15 protein-coding genes and 1 pseudogene are annotated in these 17,726 nt (G+C 72.7%); 5 read left to right on the top strand and 11 right to left on the bottom strand.

The genetic code is table 11. The features are described 5' to 3' along the window. Positions 1-18: 18 nt before the first annotated feature. Complete coding sequence (locus IMZ35_RS25465; RefSeq protein WP_199443727.1) at positions 19-1,986, bottom strand: alpha-glucuronidase; 1,968 nt, start codon at positions 1,984-1,986, stop codon at positions 19-21. A gap of 367 nt (positions 1,987-2,353) precedes the next feature. On the opposite strand from IMZ35_RS25465, the gene IMZ35_RS25460 reads away from it, so the two are divergent. Next, positions 2,354-2,827, top strand: coding sequence for a carboxymuconolactone decarboxylase family protein (locus tag IMZ35_RS25460; protein ID WP_199443726.1), 474 nt, complete (start codon positions 2,354-2,356; stop codon positions 2,825-2,827). A 44-nt stretch (positions 2,828-2,871) separates the two neighbouring features. On the opposite strand, the gene IMZ35_RS25455 is transcribed toward IMZ35_RS25460, so the two are convergent. Further along, the gene (locus IMZ35_RS25455; protein WP_199443725.1) at positions 2,872-3,840 is read right to left on the bottom strand and encodes a hypothetical protein; all 969 of its coding nucleotides are present in this window, start codon (positions 3,838-3,840) and stop codon (positions 2,872-2,874) included. Positions 3,841-4,128: 288 nt separating this feature from the next. On the opposite strand from IMZ35_RS25455, the gene IMZ35_RS25450 reads away from it, so the two are divergent. After that, entirely contained in the window at positions 4,129-5,922 is a 1,794-nt protein-coding gene (locus tag IMZ35_RS25450; protein ID WP_199443724.1) for a hypothetical protein, read from the top strand. Positions 5,923-6,096: 174 nt separating this feature from the next. Here the strand turns inward: IMZ35_RS25450 and IMZ35_RS25445 are convergent, their stop codons facing one another. Then, positions 6,097-7,857 (bottom strand): sensor histidine kinase, encoded by a 1,761-nt coding sequence (locus IMZ35_RS25445; protein WP_199443723.1) that lies wholly within the window; start codon positions 7,855-7,857, stop codon positions 6,097-6,099. Then, complete coding sequence (locus IMZ35_RS25440; RefSeq protein WP_199443722.1) at positions 7,854-8,531, bottom strand: response regulator; 678 nt, start codon at positions 8,529-8,531, stop codon at positions 7,854-7,856. Before IMZ35_RS25440 ends, IMZ35_RS25445 begins: the two co-directional genes overlap by 4 nt. Positions 8,532-8,610: 79 nt before the next feature. On the opposite strand from IMZ35_RS25440, the gene IMZ35_RS25435 reads away from it, so the two are divergent. Then, positions 8,611-9,453: a DUF3152 domain-containing protein gene (locus IMZ35_RS25435; RefSeq protein ID WP_199443721.1), complete on the top strand. Its 843-nt coding sequence runs from the start codon at positions 8,611-8,613 to the stop codon at positions 9,451-9,453. A gap of 34 nt (positions 9,454-9,487) precedes the next feature. Here IMZ35_RS25435 and IMZ35_RS25430 read toward each other — a convergent pair whose 3' ends face one another. The 7 genes and pseudogenes from IMZ35_RS25430 to IMZ35_RS25400 form a co-directional block, all read right to left on the bottom strand. Next, a complete protein-coding gene (locus IMZ35_RS25430; RefSeq protein ID WP_199443720.1) occupies positions 9,488-10,714 on the bottom strand; it encodes a globin domain-containing protein in 1,227 nt (408 codons plus the stop codon). Between the two features lie 10 nt (positions 10,715-10,724). Then, positions 10,725-11,126, bottom strand: a pseudogene (locus tag IMZ35_RS25425) (RrF2 family transcriptional regulator); the annotation flags it as partial. 122 nt (positions 11,127-11,248) lie between these two features. Further along, on the bottom strand, positions 11,249-11,998 hold the full coding sequence (locus IMZ35_RS25420; protein WP_199443719.1) for an SDR family oxidoreductase: 750 nt from the start codon (positions 11,996-11,998) through the stop codon (positions 11,249-11,251). Between the two features lie 97 nt (positions 11,999-12,095). Then, positions 12,096-12,509: a VOC family protein gene (locus tag IMZ35_RS25415; protein WP_199443718.1), complete on the bottom strand. Its 414-nt coding sequence runs from the start codon at positions 12,507-12,509 to the stop codon at positions 12,096-12,098. 63 nt (positions 12,510-12,572) lie between these two features. Beyond that, positions 12,573-12,764 carry a hypothetical protein gene (locus IMZ35_RS25410; protein ID WP_199443717.1) on the bottom strand — a complete coding sequence of 64 codons (192 nt, stop codon included), beginning with the start codon at positions 12,762-12,764 and terminating at the stop codon, positions 12,573-12,575. 917 nt (positions 12,765-13,681) lie between these two features. After that, the gene (locus IMZ35_RS25405; RefSeq protein ID WP_199443716.1) at positions 13,682-14,548 is read right to left on the bottom strand and encodes an immunity 49 family protein; all 867 of its coding nucleotides are present in this window, start codon (positions 14,546-14,548) and stop codon (positions 13,682-13,684) included. A 19-nt stretch (positions 14,549-14,567) separates the two neighbouring features. After that, positions 14,568-15,899 (bottom strand): DUF8616 domain-containing protein, encoded by a 1,332-nt coding sequence (locus IMZ35_RS25400; RefSeq protein ID WP_199443715.1) that lies wholly within the window; start codon positions 15,897-15,899, stop codon positions 14,568-14,570. A gap of 778 nt (positions 15,900-16,677) precedes the next feature. On the opposite strand from IMZ35_RS25400, the gene IMZ35_RS25395 reads away from it, so the two are divergent. Continuing rightward, positions 16,678-16,965, top strand: a complete 288-nt coding sequence (locus IMZ35_RS25395; protein WP_199443714.1) for a hypothetical protein — start codon at positions 16,678-16,680, stop codon at positions 16,963-16,965. 39 nt (positions 16,966-17,004) lie between these two features. Next, on the top strand, positions 17,005-17,726 hold a 722-nt coding region (locus tag IMZ35_RS25390), incomplete at its 3' end, for a hypothetical protein (RefSeq protein WP_199443713.1).

Below are 17,726 nucleotides of genomic sequence, written 5' to 3'. Positions count from 1 at the left end.
GGTCCTGGTGGTCGGTCGTCACCAGATCCGGCGGCCCCTCTCGTCCGGCACGCCGGACTTGCGCCAGAAGTAGGTGTTGACCTGGTCGCGCCACTCGGTCGCGCAGCGGAGCTGCTCCGCCAGCAGCTCGGTGACGCGGTCGAAGGTGCGGTCCGGCACGCGCCCGCGGAGTGCGCCCCACGTCCGCGCGGTGCGGGCCACCTCCTCGTGCCCGGCGAAGTGCGTGTCGTAGACGTGCTGGATCACGGTGGTCCCGGAGCGCAGGACGTGGCCGTAGGGGACGTGGTGGAAGAACAGCAGCAGCTCGTCCGGGCAGGTCCGCACCGACTCGTAGAGGTCGCGCCAGGGCGCCGGGTACTGGCCGGTGAAACCGGTGCCGGTGGCGCGGGTGCGGTCGACGCCGACGCCGTCGCGGTCGGCGAAGTGGTAGGTGCCCCACTGCGTGTACTCGTAGCCGTCCACGTCGGGGCCGTAGTGGTGGCCGGGCCGCACCATGAACCCGACGCCGAGCGGCGCGGTGCAGCGCTCGTAGGTGAGCCAGGAGCCGTCCATCACCTCGTGCAGCGGCGCGCGGACGGCGGGGTCGGCGAACGTCAGGCCGATCCACTCGTCGAGCACCGCCTCCGGGGCGAGCCGGTCGTCCCAGGCGAGCCTGCCGAATCCGAAGAGGTTGGCCTGCGCCAGCGGGTGCCCGGTCCAGAAGGGGTCGTCGCCGACGTTGGACACGGCCACGACCCCGTGCGCGATCTCGGCGACCGCGTCGCCGTCGCCGTGCGGCCGGAAACCGAGGACCTCGCTCCACTGGGGGACGAGGTAGCAGACGTGCTTCTGCTGCCCCGTGTACTCCTGGGTGACCTGGAACTCGACCGCGAGCCTGGTGCGGGGCATCGCGGCGACGACCGGCGAGACCGGCTCGCGGACCTGGAAGTCCACCGGGCCGAACTTCACCTGGAGGACGACGTTCTCGTCGAACCCGCCGTCCAGCGGGGTGAAGTGGTCGTGCGCGGCGCGGGCGCGGTCGGTGGAGCGGTCCCGCCAGTCCTGCCGGTGGTCGTAGACGAAGGCGCGCCAGAACACCGTGCCGCCGAACGGCGCGAGCGCCCGCGCCAGCAGGTTCGCCCCGTCGGCGTGGTCGCGGCCGGAGGCGAACGGGCCGGGCTGCCCCTCGGAGTCGGCCTTCACGACGTACCCGCCGAAGTCCGGGATCGCCGCGTACACCGCGGCGGTGGTGCTCGCCCACCACTCCTGCACCCCGCGGTCGAGCGGGTCCGTGGTCGGCAGGCCGCCGAGCGTCATCGGCGCGGCGAAGCTCACCGACAGGTGCACCCGCACGCCCTGCGGGCGGAACACCCCGGCGAGCCGGACGACGTCGGGCAGCAGGTCCGTCAGCAGCCGCGCCTCGGTGCGGTGCACGTTGACGTTGTTGAGGCACACCCGGTTGATGCCGATCGAGCCGAGCAGCCGGGCGTAGGCGGCGACCCGGCCGAGGTCGGCGCGGACGGCGCCGTCGGCGTAGAAGATCGAGCCACCGGCGTAGCCGCGCTCCACCTGTCCCATCACGGGGTGCACGTCGACGTTGTCCCAGTGGTCGAGCATGCGGATCGCCCGCCGGGGCGCGTGCCGTCGCGGCTCCCACCGGCCGGAGAAGGCCGCCTCTCCCAGCCGCACGACGTGGTGCAGGCCGTGCAGCAGACCAGCACCGCCGGTGGCCGTCACCGACGTGGTCGTCCCGTCGCGCCGCACGACGAACGCCTCGCCGTCCGGGTCGCCGGGCGCGCACACGAGCGCGAGGTCCACCGGCCCCTCCGTCACCAGGGAGCCGCCGTGCTCGGCCGTCGCGGCGGCCACCTCACCGCGCACGGTGGCGACGAGCGGCCCCTCTCCCGACACGCGGACCCGCCGCGCCCCGAGGGCGCGCAGGGCGGACGGCGGCAGCCACGCCGGGTCGACGCCGTCGGGCAGCGGGGCGACCGGGGTGGCGCTCATCGCGCGCACTCCCCCCGGTGGACCCGTGCGGGGCCGGACGACGTCGCGGTCATGCGCGGTCTCCTCTCGCCGTGGAGGACCAGACGCTACAAGCGTTCTCGTTGCAGGACAAGGAGAACACCCACCGGTCGACCGTCCGACGAGGACGGACGGTCGACCGGGCGCGAGCACGCCCCCGTTCCGGCCCGCGGGCCGGCCACCGCGTCGTGCCGCCGCCCGCGCAGGACCACGTCCAGCGACTGCCAGCACCACGAGCCGACGGCTGCGCGGGGATCGAGGAGACGCGCGTCACTCCCGTGCCCGTCACATCGCGCCGGGCCGCCCCGTCTGAGAGGTGACACCACGGACCAACCACGAGGAGCACACGATGGACGCTCGTCTGAACCCCTACGGCAACCAGGTCGCCACCGACTTCATGAAGCACGTGGTCGCGGCCGCCGGGGTCACGAGGAAGTCGACACTGCCCGCCTCGACGCGGGAGCTGGTGTCGTTGCGCGTCAGCCAGATCAACGGCTGCGGCTTCTGCGTCGACATGCACACCAAGGACGCCGCGCACGCCGGGGAGAACCCGGTGCGGCTCAACCTGGTCGCGGCCTGGCGGGAGGCCACGGTGTTCACCGAGGCCGAGCGCGCCGCCCTGGAGCTGGCGGAGCGGGGCACCCGCATCGCCGACGGCGCCGGTGGTGTGCCGGACGAGGTCTGGGCGAACGCCGCCGAGCACCACGACGAGGAGCAGCTCGCCGCCCTGGTGTCCCTGATCGCCGTCATGAACGCCTTCAACCGGGTGAACGTCATGATCCAGCAGCCCGCCGGCGACTACCAGCCCGGTCAGTTCCACTGACGAGCGACGCCCGCCCCCGCGACGGGGGCGGGCGCCGCCCCGCTCTAGTCCTCGCAGGCGTCGCCGTCGCCGTCGCGGTCGAGGTCGTAGACGTCGCTGCCGATCACGCGGACCGGACCGGCGACGTAAGCGGGCCCGTTGCCGGTGCCGCCCTCGCAGTCGACGTCGCTCGCCACGGGGACGCAGCCCGTGTAGTTCGGGTCGCACGCCGGTCGCTGGACGGGCGCGGGCGGCGCGACGGGGGGAGGCACGACGACGGGCGGAGCGGGGGGCGCGGGGGGCGGAGCGACCGCCGTGGTCCTGGGCACGGTCGTCGTGGGCACCGTGGTCGTCGGGACGGTGGTCGTGGGCACCGTCGTCGTGGGCACGGTCGTGGTGGGCACGGTGGTCGTGGGCACCGTCGTCGTGGGCACCGTCGTGGAGGGCCGGGTCGTGGTGGGCCTGCTCGTGGTCGCGGGTGCCGTCGTCGAGGAGTCCGTCCGCAGCGCGGCGGTCGTCGAGGACGGGGAGTTCTCGCCGAGGAGAACGCCGATCACGAGGAAGACGCCGACGACGGCCGCGGCGATCCACGCCGGGCGGTGCGCGGAGAAGGTGCTGCGACGCTGCTGCGCCATCACGGCCGCGGGTGCCACCGGGAGGGCGAACGCCGTGGCGTCGGCACGGGGCAGGCGCAGGACGACCTCCAGCCCTCCGGCGCCCCGCTGCACCACCGCCTCGCAGCCGACCCGGCCGCCGCCGGACGTCACCTGCGCGATGAGCGGAGCGTAGCGCTGCGACATCAGGTGCGTCAGCTCACCGACCCGCTGGCCGTCGAGCCGGACCTCCACGGCGTGCTCGCCGCGGTGCTTGCCCGAACCGATCACGCACCAGCCCAGCTCCACGGCGACGTGCCGCTGACCGCCCGGCTCGACGGCGTAGCGGGCCAGGACGTGCTGGTGGTGCTCCTCGCGGGTGACCGTCACGGGAACCTCGGCCGTCACCATCACCAGACCCGCGGATGAGTTCTCGATCACGGCGTGCTCCAGATGCTCGATCGGATGTACATCTGAAATCGGCGAATGGAGGCACCCGTTACGGTCGGTCACGTCAAGCGGTGCATTTATCACCCGATCGGGTAGGGCACGACACCCTGGTGATAATTTGATCAGCGTCTACTCACCCGTCGGGACGATGGCGAGGCCGTCGGCCACGAGCGCGCCGGAAACACTTCTCCCCCGGCGGCGACGAAGGGGTGAACCGATCCGGTTCCCCGCACGTGTGGACCGCAGAACCCGCCGACACCGCCGAGAGGTCGACCCGTCATGAGCAGCCCTGGTGGCACCTTCCCCGCCGAGAAGACGACGCTGATCAGGTTGCCGCAGCGGGCCGACCAGCCCGTTCTCGGCCGTCCGTCGACCACGCCCACCGCCGACTGGGCCACCGGACTGTTCAAGAAGCTGGAGCCGCTCCCCAGCGGGCGCAAGCCGCTGCGCGTCGACGTCGTCGGCGGCGGGCCCGTCGGGCTCTCCTTCGCCTGCACGCTGCGCGCCATGATGGGCGACCAGGTAGTCGTGCGCATCCACGACCGCCGGTGGCGCAGGCAGGGCAGCCGGGTGGTCTGGCTCGGCCAGGCCGAGGGCAACTTCCGGCGCGAGCAGGTGGTGACGTTGCAGAGCAACGTCTGGTCCACCCTGCCGGACCAGGTGCAGAAGCGGCTGTTCGTCGAGGGCCGCTACGCGGAGATGTGGCCGCTGGGACCGGACTCCCCGGCCGAGCGCGGCAGGCCGCGCAACATCAAGATCCGCTGGATCGAGGACTGCCTGCTCGACATGGCCCAGGACGTCTACGGCATCGAGCTGGTCCCCGGCCCCTACACGCCGCCCGCGACGTGGAGCGACACGCACGTCCTGGTGGTCAGCGACGGCGCCAACTCCCCCACGCGGGAGAAGCTCAAGGACCACTTCGGCACGTCCGACCGGAACTTCTACTCCGTCGACGGCGAGCAGCTGGTGGAGACGGTGCTGGGAATCCGGGTGAAGGGCAACTTCCCCGACGAGTACACCGTTCCGCTGACGGTGAGCCAGAACCGCTTCCTGTTCAACTCGCTGGGCGGCGGGTTCATCAACATGCGGCTGACGGCGGAGGAGGCCTCCGAGATCGTCGCGATCGGCGAGAACAGCCCGGTCGAGTGCATCCAGCGCTACCGCTGCATGATGCTCCCGCGCGGTGACCGCTTCGTGTGCGACCGGCACCGGGCCGTCTTCAAGCCCTCCGTCGACCGGCTGTCGTTCCTGTGGCCGCGCATCCAGGAGGGCGTCCGCTTCTTCGGCGCGTCTCCGCAGGACGTCCTCGGCATCACCATGTTCCGGCTGGGGATGACGCAGAACTCGCGCTTCACCGCCCAGCTCGCGCCCACGACGTTCGGCTTCCTGATCGGCGACGCCGCCAACTCGCTGCACTTCTGGCCGGGACGCGGCCTGAACACCGGTGTGAAGAGCGCGCTGTCGCTCGCGGGCACCCTGCGCTCCCGCTGGCAGGGCAAGCAGCTCCGCTCCTCCGACTTCTCCGGCCACGAGGGCCTGATGCAGCAGTTGCAGTACCGCGAGAAGTCCCGTGCGTGGACCACGATGGTGATGCCCGACGAGAACGGGATGCACCGCGGCATCGAGGACCGGCTCCGCGCCGGGCTCGAGGGGCCGTACGACCGTCAGGCGCTGACGACCGTGCTGTGGGAGCGCATGAAGACCATCAAGTCCCGGCTGTCGAGCCGGATGGGGCCCATGCCCGCCGACGAGTGGTACCTCAACCGGATCAACGGCCTGCACGTCAAGACGTTGAAGGCGCTGGTGGAGACCGGAGCCTGGATCACCCGCGAGATCGGCGGCGACGAGATCGCCGTCGACGTGGAGTTCCCCGACGTGGTCGAGCACGAGGTGTGGAGCACGACCGCTGCTCCGGCCGCGCGGCCCGTCGCGCCGTCCATCGCGCCGTCCGTCGTACCGCCGGTGGCCGAGCAGGTGGACTCCGCGCTGACGGTCATGAAGCCGCTGCGCGACGTGCTCTCCGTGAGCGCGCACGTGGACGCCCCCACCGCGGTGACGCGGGTCAAGCGCTGACGTCCGGGGGTGGGGAGCGCCGCGGCGCTCCCCACCCCCGTGCTCACCGCGGCCACCGCGGCGACGTGCGCGACGCAGTTCACCGGCGAGGGCTCCAGCGGCTCCGGCTCCGCCCCGGAGCACGCCGGGCGGGACGCGGGGGATCGTGCGGGAGTGCCCGCGCTGATCCCGCGGTCAGCTCCGCGGCGTCGTGACGTCGGCCGGCAGCGCGATGCGGAACGTCGTGCCGCTCCCCGGCGTGCTGGACGCCGAGACCGTGCCGCCGTGCGCCTGCACGAGGTGCCGGGTGATCGTCAGGCCCAGTCCGCTGCCACCGGTGCTGCGGCTGCGCGACCTGTCGGCACGCCAGAAGCGGTCGAACACGCGCGGCAGGTCCTCGGGAGCGATGCCCACGCCGGTGTCGGAGACCTCGACGACGACCAGGTCCGCCTCGGCTCGCCCCTCGACGGTCACCGAGCCGCCCTCGGGCGTGTAGCGGATCGCGTTGGCGACGAGGTTGCCGACGGCCTGGCGGAGCCGGACCGGGTCGGCGAGCAGGAACGCCCCGTCGCCGGTGCGGGCGGTGAGCGCGACGCACCCGGCCGCGGCGAGCGCGTGGTGCGCGGCCACGACCTGGTCGACCACCTCGGCGGCGTCCACCGGCTCCGGGTGCAGGCGCAGCGTGCCCGCGTCGGCCTGCGCCAGCTCGTGCAGGTCGTCGACCAGGCGCTGGAGCACCAGCGACTCCTCCAGCAGCAGGGAGACCAGTCGCTGGTCGGCGGGCGCGATGCCGTCCTGCGCGGCTTCCAGCCAGCCGGTGACGTTGCTCAGCGGGGTGCGCAGCTCGTGAGCGACGTCGCTGACGAGCGCCTGCCGCTGGCGCTCGGTGTCGGCCAGCCGCGCGGACATGACGTTGAACGACCGGGCCAGCTCCCCGATCTCCCCCGTGGCGGCCCGCACCCGCACCTCGCGGTGGCCCGCGCTCATGCGCTGCGTCGCGGCGGTGAGCGCACGGATCGGCCGCACCAGGTGGAGGGCGGTCAGCCACGCCGCGACCCCGGCCAGGACGAGGATGCCCAGCGCGGTCAGCGCGATGCGCGCGACGCCCGCCGTCGACAGGTCCACCACCGGGCGCTCGGCGCCGGTCGGCGCGGTGAGGAACAGCAGGGCGGGCGGCGCCACCCACGGCGCGAGCTGCTCGCGCCGCGCGCTGGCCAGGCACGCGGCCTGCGCGGACGACTGGTCGCGCCACGGCCTGCGGTACCACCGGGGATCGCCGGAGTTGATCCAGCGCGGGAGCGGCCGGGCGTCGCCGGAGGTCCTGGCCAGGCAGTTCTGCACCAGGGCGATGAGCGCGTCGCTCGCCGCGGCCTCCGTCCTCGTCGCCGCGTGCAGCAGCGCCAGGTCCACCTCGCAGTCCGGCGACGGCGGGACCGGGTCGGACGGGGTCACCTCCGGCCGGCCGCCGGGGCTCAGGACCACGGTGCCGCCGTAGCACCGCACGGCCGCGTCCGCCTGCGCGCGCAACGCGTCCTGCTCCTGCGGGGTGAGCTGGAAGGGACCGACGGCGCGCGGATCGATCTCGTCGGTGCCACCGGGCTTCAGCACCCGGTTGACGTTGAGCGGGTCGACGACCACCGTGGCGTCGACCGGCAGCGGTGGCGCCCCCGGCCCCGCGGAGTCGGCGAGGACGACGCGGTCCCCGGTCGTCAGCGCGATGCGCCGGCCGGTCTCGGCCGCGAGCCGGTCCACGACGGGCTGCGCGGCCGACCAGTCCCGGTGTTCCGCGGCGTGGCCGAGGAGCCGGTCGTAGAGCTGGGCGTCGGTGGTCAGCGCCTCCCCCTGCTCCTGCCGGATGCTGCCGGTGGTGGCCTGGCTCGCCAGCCACGCGGTCACCCCGATGGAGACCCCGGCGATGAGCAGCGACACCGCGAAGAACCGGACGAGCAGGCTCATACGAGCTTGTACCCGATCCCGTAGACGGTCAGCAGCCGCTGCGGGCGGCGCGGATCGCGCTCGACCTTGCGGCGCAGGTTCAGCACGTGCACGTCCACCGTGCGCTCGGTGGTGAAGCCGTCCTGGAGGAGCTGACCGCGGGTGAACACGCGGTGCGGCTGGGCGGCGAGCGTCGCCAGCAACCGGAACTCGGTCGGCGTGACGCTCACCGTCTCGCCCGCCAGCGCGACCTCGTGCCGCGCCGGGTCGACCTCGAGGTCGCCGACGCGCAGCACGGTCGAGCTCGCGCCTCGGCGGCGGTGCTCGGCGCGGCGCAGGACCGTGCGGACCCGCGCGACCAGCTGGCGCGGGCGGAAGGGCTTGGTCACGTAGTCGTCCGCGCCGAGGTCGAAGCCCAGCAGCACGTCGTCCTCGGCGGAGCGGGCGGTGAGCAGGACCACCGGGAGGCCGGCGACGGCGGAGTCCGAGCGCAGCACGCGCAGCACGTCGAACCCGTCCACCACGGGCATCATCACGTCCAGCACCAGCAGGTCCGGCTCGCAGCGCCGCACCTCGTCCACCGCCGATCCCCCGTCGTGCACGACCACCACCGAGTACCCGTCGTGCTCCAGGTAGCGGCGGAGCAGTTCCGCCTGGTGGGGGTTGTCCTCCGCCACGAGGATGCGCGCGCTCACCGGGGCAGTATGCCGACCTTCACGCCCGTCGAGCCGCTCCTGAACAGGTTCTTCACATCCTTCCCCGATCTTCGGCCCCATGAGGATCGACGTGGGTCTGATCGCCTGTGGCACCACCGCGCTGCTGCTGACCCTGTGCCGGGTCACCGCCGTCCAGCTCACCGCCGAGCAACCGGCCGCGATCGGCGCGGTCGTCATCAGGGCGTCGTCCACGACCCCGGCCACGACGGCAACCAGCACCACGACGAGCACGGTGGTCCCGTCCACGACGACGAGCACCACCACCGCGACCAGGACCTACGCGTCCAGCGCCGAGCTCCCCGACGGCGGGCCGATCCCCGTGCAGGGCACCGGCCAGTACCACGTGGTGCCCGGCACCTCGGGCGTCGTGGGCGACGGCCCGCTCCGCAGCTACGTGGTCGAGGTCGAGGACGGGGTGCAGGTCGACGAGCGGGCGTTCGCCGACGTCGTCCAGCAGACCCTGGAGGACCCGCGCGGGTGGACGCGCGGCGGCGAGGTCGCGTTCCAGCGCGTCGCGGGCGGACCGGCGAGCTTGCGCGTCCGGCTGACGTCGCAGAACACCGCGAGAGCGGTCTGCGGCTTCGAGATCCCGGTCGACGTGTCGTGCCGCGTGGGCGGCGTGGTGCACCTGAGCGCGGCCCGGTGGGTGCGCGGCGCGGTCGCCTACGACGGGGACCTGGTGAACTACCGGCGCTACGTGATCACCCACGAGGTCGGGCACGCGCTCGGTCACGGCCACCGGCCCTGCGAGGTCGACGGCGGGCTCGCCCCCGTGATGATGCAGCAGACCTTCAGCACCTCGAACGACGAGATCGGCCGGATCACCGCTGGTGTGCCGCAGGGCGCGCTGATCCCGTCCGACGGCCGGACGTGCCTGCCGAATCCCTGGCCGTTCCCCTGAACCGGCCACACGACGGTCCTGAGTGGACGCTCCGCTAGTCGGCGGCCGCCAGCGCGGGATCGGGGAGCTGCTCGGCCCCGGTGGTCCACAGGTCCGAGCCGAACACCTCGAAGTGGATGCGAACGGCCGGCATCCCGCGGCGCAGCAGGGAGGTCCGCACGTCGCGCATGAACGGCACCGGCCCGCAGAGGTAGGCCGTGGCGTCGGGCGGCACCGGGATGTCGTCGGGCACCACGCGTCCGCCGACCGCTCCCGGCGGCAGGTCGCCGCGCTGGTAGCAGACGGTGCTGCGGAAGGACTCCAGCCGCGCGCCGTGCTCCTCGACGTGCTCGCGCAGGGCGTGCCTGCCCGGCTCGCGCTCGGCGTGCACGGCGATCACCGGCCGCTCGGGTCGCACCGCGGCGACGTGCTCCAGCAGGGCGGCGATCGGCGTGATGCCGATGCCCGCGCTGACCAGGACCAGCGGACCCGATCCGGTGTCGAGCACGGTGTCACCGGCGGGGCGGCTGACACCCACCAGGTCCCCCACGCGGACGTCGCGGGTGAGGAACGTCGAGACCGTCCCGTCGGGAGCGTCACCGCGACCGCGCACCCGGCGGACGGTGATCCGCAGGGTGTCGTGGCCCGGTGCCCGCGACAGCGTGTACTGCCTGGCCTGCACCACACCGCCGCCGAGGTCGGCGGTGACCGTGACGTACTGACCGGGCCGGTGCGCCGGCACGCCGCCGAACGTCGGCGCCAGCAGCAGCGACACCGCGTCCTCGGCCTCCTCCGTCCTGCCGACGACCTTCCACGGCGCTGACACGTGGTGCGGGTCGATGCCGTCGCGCTGGTAGGCGCGGGTCTCCGCGGCGATGAGCCGGACCGCGAACAGCCAGTAGACCTCGTCCCACGCGCTCGCGACCTCGGGCGTCACCGCGTCGCCCAGCACCTCCTTCACCGCTGCGATCAGGTGGCGGCCGACCACGGTGTACTGCTCGGGCTTGATCCCGAGCGACACGTGCTTGTGGGCGATGCGGCTCACCACCGAGCGCATCGGCACGTCCCCGGTGCCGGTGAGGTGCTCGGCGTACGCGACGACGGCACCGGCCAGCGCCTTGCGCTGCTCGCCGCTGGCCCGACTGCCCCGGTTGAACAGGTTCAGCAGTCCGGGGTGCTCGGCGAACATCGTCTCGTAGAACCGGCCCGCGATCTCCACCACCGCGCCGCGCACGGCGGGCAGGGTGGCGCGGACGGTGGTCGCCGATCTGGCTGACAGCACGGAATTCCCCCTACATCAGTGACAACAGGACGGGGCCGGTCGGCCGGGCGACGAGATCGCTCAGCGGAACGGCGTCGAGCGTGGTGAAGAACGCCTCCTGGGCGACGCGCAGCGCGCCGCGCAGCCGGCACGCCCGCTGGAGCGGGCACGGCGGCTCGTCGCACCGCACGACCTCGGCTTCGCCCTCCAGCCGCCGGACCACGTGGCCGGCGGACACGTGGCGCGCGGCCTCCGACAGCCCCACGCCGCCGTTGCGTCCGCGCGTGGTGGCGACGAGACCTTCGCGCTGGAGGCGCTGCACGACCTTGGCGACGTGGTTGCGCGGGAGGTTCAGCCGGTCGGCGAGACCGTCGACGGTGAGCTGCTCCCCCGTGGCAGCCAGCATCATCAGGGTCCGCAGTGCGATGTCGGTCGCCCGGTTGAGTTACACGCAGGCACGCTATCCAAAAGAGGTAGATGATCTACCTCTTTATGGTGACGCTCACACGGAGAGGTCGTCACCGGTGCCGGAACACCGGCGACGACCTCTCCCCGTCACACCGCGGCGTGCTGCTCCAGCCACTGCGCGAAGGTCGTCGTCCCCCGCGGCCCCCCGGCCGTGGGCAGCAGCGCGCCGCCGGCCGTGCGGCGCGCGGTCTCCCCCGGCAGGCGCACCGGCAGCACCCACCGGCGCTGCCCCCGCGCCCGCAGCAGCAGGCGGACCTGGTCCACGAGCTGTTCCGGCCGGGGCCCGGCCAGCTCGGGAGCCGCGCCCAGCGGCACGCCGTCGACCAGGGCGACGAGCGCTTGTGCCACCTCGCGCACCGCGACGGGCTGGCTGAGCATCCGGGGAACCAGCGCGACCGGTCCCGGCGGCACGCGGTCGAGGACCTGGCCGGCGAACTCGTGGAACTGGGTGGTGCGCAGGACCGTCCACGGCACGGCTCCGGCGCGCACCAGCTCCTCCTGGCGGCGCTTGCCCTCGTAGTAGCCCAGGTCGACCCGGTCGCAGCCGACGATCGAGAGCACCACGTGGTGCCGCACGCCAGCCCGTTCCGCCGCCGCCAGCAGGTGACGCGTGGCCGCCTCGAAGAACGCCACCGACACCGCGGCCCGCGTGGTGGTCACGTTGCTGACGTCGACCACCGTCTCGACCCCGGTCAGCGCGTCGTCCAGACCCGAGCCGGACACGAGGTCCACGCCGCTCCCCCTGGACAGCACCACCGGCTCGTGCCCGGCCTCGACCAGCGACTCGACCACCCGCTTCCCCGTCAACCCGGTCCCACCAGCCACCGCGACGCGCATCTCTCCGCACTCCTCGCCCGATCCACGGCCACGGCGTTCGCGGCCACACCGGGAGGACGAGACGGCGAGGCGGAACGTGACGACCGCCCGGCGGCGCTCAGGCGCGCGCGGAGATCTGCTGCACCGCCCACTCGTTGCCGTCGGGGTCGGCGAAGAACAGGAAGCCCGAGTTGTCGAGAGCGTCGTCCTCGCGAGCGGGCCGAGGACCCGTCGTGTCGAAGAACTGGACCTCCCCCACCTCCACCCCGCGCTCCAGCAGCTCCGCCCGTGCCGCCCTGACGTCGGGAACGACGAGCTGCACCCCCTTCAGCGATCCGGGCGCCATGCTCGTCAAGCTCGGCCCCAGCACGACGGAACAGCCCGACCCCGGCGGGGTGAGCTGCACGATCGGGTTCCCGGCGCCGTCCCGGACCTCGTGATCGATCACGAAGCCGAGCCCCTCCGAGTAGAACTTCTTGGCCCGGTCCACATCGGACACCGGCACCACGACCACTTCGAGCGTCCAGTTCACGGCACGTCCCCTCTTCTCGTCGAGGGGCCACCGTATCCACGACCACCGACAAGTCCGGGACGCTCACCGCTCGTCGTCGTGGTCGACCTCGCGGTCACCCGACGTGTCAGGACCTGATCCGCACGACGTGTCCCGTCGTCCCCGAGTGCCGGTGACGAGGTCGCGAGGGAGGTGCTCCGACTCGACCTGCACGGCCGTACCGGTCTTGTTCGCGATGACCGCGAGCGCCAGCGACGCGAGGGGATTCCCGCTCACACCTACGCGGACGTCGACGTGCCCGACATCCCTCGGAAAGTCCTCCACGTCTCGGGGAAAGGCGCCGGGAACCAGGCGGGGTCAGCGTCGAAGTCGAACTCCGCCTACCGGAAGCCGTCACGTGCGACCGTCCACTGACGGAGAACCACGTGCCCAGGTCGTCCTCGTAGACGTCGTTCCCCGGCTCTCGCAGGTGACCTGCCGCCGGCGCGTCGACACCTCCGCCGGAAGGCCGTCCGGTCGCCGCTCCGTGCTGACCTGGTGCTGCTCGATCCTCTGGTGACCGCCGTTCGAGGCGTTCGACCGGCCAAACACGTCGGCATCCGTCGCACCCTCTGCACGACGCCGCCGACGTGCTCGGAGTGCCTCCGCTCGTACGTCGGAGACCTTCCAGACCGATCGCACCTGTCCGAACCGCCGAGATCGGCGTCCAGCCGTCGCGCCTCCGGACCGCACAGATCGCGCACAGCGTTCTCCCGGCTGCGGAGACATGTCGTCGGTCAGGGGTTCGCGGCACCTCCGGATGCGCGGGGTGACACCGGTCGACAAGGATTGTCGCCCTCACCACCCAGGAACCGACTCACGCAACTGCCAGCAGCGGACCTCGCGCTCACCTGCCGGAAAACTGCTTCCGGTGTGCGATGTCGACCACCACCCCGGTGCAGTTGCACCACGAAGACCTCGCTCCGGCACGTGCTCCGATGCGAGCCGCGTGGACGCACCTGCTCCGGATGGGTGTTCTGCGGTCTGCCACCCTCCGAACGCGTGCCGTCGGGACGGGTGGCTCGACGCGGAGTTCTGACACCACAGCGGACACAGCCCTGTCCGGGCCGCCCACCTCGGCACCGAGCCCGTCCCGCCCGGCGAGCGCGCTGATCTTGCGGGCAGGTTCCCGGCGGAGGACACAACTGCTCGGATCAGGTGACCTGCTCACCCACCCAGGTGCCTTCGAGCAGGTGCCGGGGCAGGTATTCCGATTCCACTTCCACGACAACACCGGCATCCCTGGCCAAGCAGGCGACAGCCAGCAACGCCCAGGCGATGTAGCCGTCGGGGTCGCCGCGCCGCTCGTCGTCGCGGCCCCAGAAGCGCTTGTGCAACTCCAGGGCGTTCGCCAGCGAGGCGTTGAACCGGTCGTCCTGACGCTGGGTGAGAAGGTAGAACAACTCGATCGGGGGGTAGAGCAGGTGCAGTACGACATCCTCGTCCGCAGTGCTCAGCGCCTCGGGATCGGTGCCCCGCATCGCGTTCAGCACGGAGTCGACCAACCCGTCCTCCTCGCGCCAGTACGTCTGCCACGCCCGCACCCACGAATAGGCGTACTCGTCGTACCGGGCACCGGACGCACGCAGCACGTCGTCGATCGAGACAGCGGCCAGCCGATCGATCCGACCCCGCTCCCGACAGATCATCGCCAGGTAGAGCGCCCGCAGCCACGCGCCGACGTCGGTCTGGTAGGTCGGGCCGGTCGGCGAGACGGTGAAGACCTGGTCAGCGAGCCTGATCTCCACCTCGCCCTCCGTCGCGGTGGCCAGGGCGAACTGGGCCGACGCGGCCTGCATCGCCGACACGACCGGACCCCAGGTCTCCGCCGACTCGGCTCCCGGGTCAGCGACGCACCGTCCCGCCGTCTCCATCAGCGAGTACACCAGCACCGACCGCAATGCCTTGGGCTTGTTGCGCGCGACGCGCGCGATCGAGTCACCCAACTCGGCCGCAGCCCTGGCGGCGTGCTCCTCCGCGATCGCGGCGTCGATGTCGTGACGGGCCACTACAACCGGCACGGGATGCACCTTCCGTAAGTCACGTCAGATCGAATTCGTTGCGAGTGTAGCCGTTGTAACCTTCGTCGTTCACCCGTGCCTTGACCACGTGAAATTCGAGCTCGTCGTCGTCGAGCGCCGCCGCCAACTTCGGAGCGAGGGCCTTCTCTTCGGGCGTCCCCTTCTTCAGCATGTTGTCGATTACGCTTTCCACGTACCGCGGGTGCCCCTGCTGGTAGGAGTCACCGTCTAGCCCTCTTCGGGTACCGAGACCGGCAGACGGACCCTTTGCCTCAATAATCACATAACGCGATGTTCCCGTTTCCTTGTCGTACACCTGGTAGATCTGGTCGAAACGGCCAGCCCCCTTTTCGTCGCCGTGCAGGGGCGTCACGTCGTACTTCTCCGGCGGGAACATGTCGCGAGCCGCGTGACCCGCCGCGTGCTCGCCGAGTTCCTCACCCCGTTCAGTACGGTCGTGGTGAGCGGCACGACGTTCTTCCGCCACCTCCGGTGTGGGTTCGCCTCCGTTCTCCTTCTGCTTCTGGTAGGCGCTTTCGGCCCGCTCGGCGCGTTCCAGAGAATTTGCCCGCCTCTCGATGATGTCCTCAGCGGCGGCTCGCTGGTCAGGTGTCGCATCATGCTTCACCGGGGGCAGTATCTTATCGCCGTCGACCGGTGTGAAATCTTCCGTTGCGACGGTGAAGTTACCCGGCGGGTCCTCCCTGAGCTTCGGCACCTCATCACCGTCGAGGTCGGTCTGGTTGGCATTCTTGCGGCGGTACTCGCCCTGCGAGTTCGGGCCGTCGTAGTACTTCTCGCGGTATCCTGCGTTCTTGACCTTCTCGTCGAGCAGCGCTTTGGGACTAAGCCCTTCGTTGGTGTCAATCGACTGGTCGATCGCACGCGCGCGGTCGCGTGCGCCGTCGGGGTCGGTGTGGTCGGTGCGGTCGGTGTCGCGGGTGCCGGGGGCGTAGCCGTCGTCGCCGGCGGAGGTGCGGGTGCCGTCGGGGTGGTGGGTGTCCCACTGGCCGGTCGGGGGGATCTTCGGTCGGCGGGTGCCGTCGGGACCGATCTCGATGTCGGAGGAGTAGACGCGACCCCTGGTGTCGGTCCAGGCGGGCCTGGTGGGGGCGATGACGGGGGCGTCGAGTTCGCGGGACAGGCGGCGGGCGAAGTCGTTGGAGCCGGCGTCGCAGCCGATCAGGCGCACCGGGCGCGAGCCGTCGTAGCCGGAGCGGCGCAGCAGTTCGGCGTACTGCTCCGGGGTGTGGTCGCGACCGCCGATGCGGGCGTGCCCGTCCGGGGTGACGTGCACGTCGGCGGTGAAGAAGCGGGGGTCGTTGGGGACGCGGTGGGGCAGGTCGCCCATGTCGGGGTCGCCGCGGTGGTGGGAGACACCGGCGGGGGTGACCTCGGCGTGGCGGGCGTTGACCTCGTCGGGGTGCAGCGGGGAACGATCGCCAGGCGTGCCGTCACCGGGGGTGCCGTCGTGCGGCGGGCCGCTGTCGGGGTGACGGTCGGGCGTGTGCTGGCCGGGCGCGTCGGGACGGGCCGGGTCGCCGTGCTGGGGCGGACCGTCGGGACGCTGGTGCGGCGCTTGCGCGTCGGTCTGCGGGCCGCGCGGACGCGCCGACTCCGGGCGGGTGTCCTGCGGCCTGCCGCCCTCCGGACGCGCGCCGTCCGGCCTGGTGGTGCCGGGGTGGGTGTTGTCGGGACGGGTGGTGCCGGGGCGACCACCGTCCGGACGAGCGGCGTCGGGGCGACCGCTGTCAGCGCGGGTGCTGTCGGGACGGGCGTGTGGAGCGTCCGGACGGGTGTGCGCGGGTGGAGTGCCGCCGTCTGAACGTGGGCGCGGCGCGTCGGGGCGGGCGTGTGGTGGCTGCGGGGCGTCGGGGCGTCCGTACGACTGCGGAGTCGTGCCGTCTGAACGTGGGCGCGGCGCGTCCGGGCGTCCGTACGACTGCGGGGGCACGCCGTCCGGGCGCGGGCGCGGGGCCTGTGGCGCGTGGGGTGGCGTCGGGCCGTACGGGGTGTGCTGGCCGGGCTGTGCTGTCCTCGGGTGCGGCGCGTTCGGACCGTGCGGCGTCTGCGGGCCGGGACCGGAGCCCGGTTGCTGGCGCGGAGCGGGAGCGCCGGAGGTGTGCGGGGTGGAGCCCGTGCCGTGCGGAGCGCCCTGGCCCGGACCGGACGGGCCGAAGCCCTGCGGCTGCTGGGTGTGCGGGGCTCCCGGCGGGGCGGACTGCGGGCGCGGTGCGGTGTCGGGGCGCGAACTGGGCGTCGTGTCGCCGCGCGGTCCCGGCGTGCTGTCGCCGGGGTGCCCGGAGGTGCCGGTCCAGCCCGGCCTGTTCCCGGCCGGGGCACCGCCACCGGGACTGCCACCGCCCGGAGTGCCACCGGTGGGTGCTCCGCCGGTCGGCGTGCCGCCGGTGGGCTGACCACCGTGGGTCTGGGGCGCGTTCGGGTGGGGTGCGCTCGTGTGCGGAGCGTTGTTGTGGGGGGTGCTGGTGGGGGTGTCGGTGCGGGGCGGGGTGGCCGTGCTGGTCGACGCCGCGGTCGTGTCCCCCCGCGCCGGACCGGCCGAGGGCGCGGACGCCGACGGCGAGCCGCCTCCGCCGGTGGACGACGGTCCGGCCGAGGGCGCGCTCGAACTCGGGGCCGAACCGCCGGGGTCGGAGCGGGGCGCGGGCGCCGGGCTGTTCTGCTGCGCGGGAGCGCTCTGCGACGGGACCGGGTCCGCATCGGGCTGCCTGGTGCGCGGTGCGGTGTCCGGGGTGCCGGGCCTGGTGCCCGGATCTGCCGTGGGCGTGCTCGCCGACGACGTCGTTCCCGCGTCCGGCGACGGGCCGTCCGGTGCGGAACTGCGTGGTGAGGAGTTGCCCGCTGAGGGGCTGCTCGACGGCGAACCGGACGATGGAGAGCTGGGCGACGGGGAACTGTCCGGGGACGAGCTGCTCGACGGCGAGGAGCTGTCCGGAGACGAACTGCTCGACGGCGAGGAGCTGTCGGGAGATGAGGAGGACGGGTCGCTGGAGCTGGACGAGTCGGGCGTGGAGTCGCCGCCGTCCGAGCCGGAGCCGCCGCCGGAACCGCCGCCGGGTCCGGAGGGCGCGTCCACCCCACCGCCACCGCCGCCGCGCTGCACGAACCCGCCCGGCCTGACGTTCCTGGTCGAGATCACATCAAGGCCGGTCACCTT

It is taken from the genome of Umezawaea beigongshangensis, from assembly GCF_016464305.1.
In the GTDB taxonomy this organism is placed as follows: Bacteria; Actinomycetota; Actinomycetes; order Mycobacteriales; family Pseudonocardiaceae; genus Umezawaea_A; species Umezawaea_A beigongshangensis.
The sequence above is the reverse complement of the archived record's forward strand: the minus strand, read 5'-3'. Positions and strand labels throughout refer to the sequence as shown.

Coding starts and splice junctions, on each gene's coding strand:
- IMZ35_RS25465 (WP_199443727.1), bottom strand. CDS start 1,986: ATGAGCGCCACCCCGGTCGCCCCGCTGCCCGACGGCGTCGACCCGGCG.
- IMZ35_RS25460 (WP_199443726.1), top strand. CDS start 2,354: ATGGACGCTCGTCTGAACCCCTACGGCAACCAGGTCGCCACCGACTTC.
- IMZ35_RS25450 (WP_199443724.1), top strand. CDS start 4,129: ATGAGCAGCCCTGGTGGCACCTTCCCCGCCGAGAAGACGACGCTGATC.
- IMZ35_RS25445 (WP_199443723.1), bottom strand. CDS start 7,857: ATGAGCCTGCTCGTCCGGTTCTTCGCGGTGTCGCTGCTCATCGCCGGG.
- IMZ35_RS25435 (WP_199443721.1), top strand. CDS start 8,611: ATGAGGATCGACGTGGGTCTGATCGCCTGTGGCACCACCGCGCTGCTG.
- IMZ35_RS25420 (WP_199443719.1), bottom strand. CDS start 11,998: ATGCGCGTCGCGGTGGCTGGTGGGACCGGGTTGACGGGGAAGCGGGTG.
- IMZ35_RS25400 (WP_199443715.1), bottom strand. CDS start 15,899: ATGGGCGACCTGCCCCACCGCGTCCCCAACGACCCCCGCTTCTTCACC.